This window comes from Microcystis sp. LEGE 00066, assembly GCF_015207925.1.
GTDB lineage: Bacteria > Cyanobacteriota > Cyanobacteriia > Cyanobacteriales > Microcystaceae > Microcystis > Microcystis ichthyoblabe_A.
In genome coordinates, this window is sequence record NZ_JADEVX010000364.1 from 1 (window position 1) to 1,355 (window position 1,355).

The window sequence follows — 1,355 nt, forward strand, 5'->3', positions numbered from 1 at the left end:
CCCTTAATCCCCCCTTAATAAGGGGGGTGCCGATCCCCCCTTAATCCCCCCTTAATAAGAGGGGCATCTGAAAGTTTTTAATACCTACCTACTTAATATTATCTCAAGACTAAAAGTCTTTCTGGTTGATTAACCCGTATTTTTTCAGTGAATTGCAGATATCTACTGATAACTGATTACTGTTTACTGATAACTGATAGTCCCGCTAACATTTGAGCGTAGGGAGTTTCGTGGAGGTGGGCCTTATTGACAGCACCAAAAAGGGTTAATTTGTCGATAATTACCGATTTCATTGCGGAAATTGCCTCTCCTGCGATCTCTAATAAATCCTTATCCTCTGGCCGACAAATTTCCTGTTTTAGGGACTGCATATAAGCTTGACGCACTTCCGTATTAACATTAAATTTGCAGACTCCTAACTGGATCGATCGCCCGATCATTTCTGGGGGTAAACCAGAAGCACCGTGTAAAACTAGGGGAATAGAAAGAAGTTGTCGAATCTGGGCCAGGCGATCAAAATCGAGACGGGGCGGACTTTTGTACTCGCCATGCACATTACCGATAGTTACGGCCAGAGAATCCACTCCCGTCGCCTGCACAAATTGCACTGCTTGCTCCGGATCTGTCATTTTAGCCTCTTTTTCGGCAATAGTTAACCCGTCCTCAGTGCCGCTAATTCGGCCAATTTCTGCCTCCACCACGGCCCCGTATTCGTGAGCGAGACGAGTCATTTCTTTGGTAAAAGCGAGATTATCTTGGTAGGGAAGATGAGAGCCATCGGCCATAATTGAGGTCATCCCCGCTTCTAGAGCCTCGTAGATGTTGCTGGCTTTAGTGCTATGGTCAAGATGGACTGAGATAGGAACCTTGGCCGAGCGAGCGGCCTCTAAACAGAGAGCGACGAGGGTGGAACTGCCATAACGCAAAGCACTGGGGTGAATTTGCAACATAGCGGGACTACGGCAATCCTCGGCGGCACTAATCACCGCTTTGACCCCTTCTAGGTTATAAACATTAAAAGCCCCGATCGCATAGATATTTTTGCGAGCGGTTTCGAGGAGTTCCTGAGTAGAAGCGAGCATAATATGGAACATAACCAAAGACCACGACTACGGACTATAGTAATCATAGCAATTATCGTCGATTGGATTGACCCAAGGAAACTAAAGTAGGTTGGATTGACCTAAGGAAACCCAACCATAGACCCAAGGAAACCCAACAAAAAGATGGCTCTTCGGGAATTGTTATGCAAATAATTAACTTAAAATAAAATTCAATGAGAGTACCTAAGCTCAAAAGTAGCTGAAATTCATACAGGAAAGGACTTAAGGCACAAATAAGTTAATATCAAAAGA

The 1,355-nt window shown here is 44.7% G+C and carries 1 protein-coding gene; it reads right to left on the reverse strand.

All coding sequences use genetic code 11. From position 1 onward, the window contains the following. Positions 1-176: 176 nt before the first annotated feature. Positions 177-1,082, reverse strand: a complete 906-nt coding sequence (locus IQ224_RS23550) for a class II fructose-bisphosphate aldolase (RefSeq protein ID WP_002749688.1) — start codon at positions 1,080-1,082, stop codon at positions 177-179. Positions 1,083-1,355: the final 273 nt, after the last annotated feature.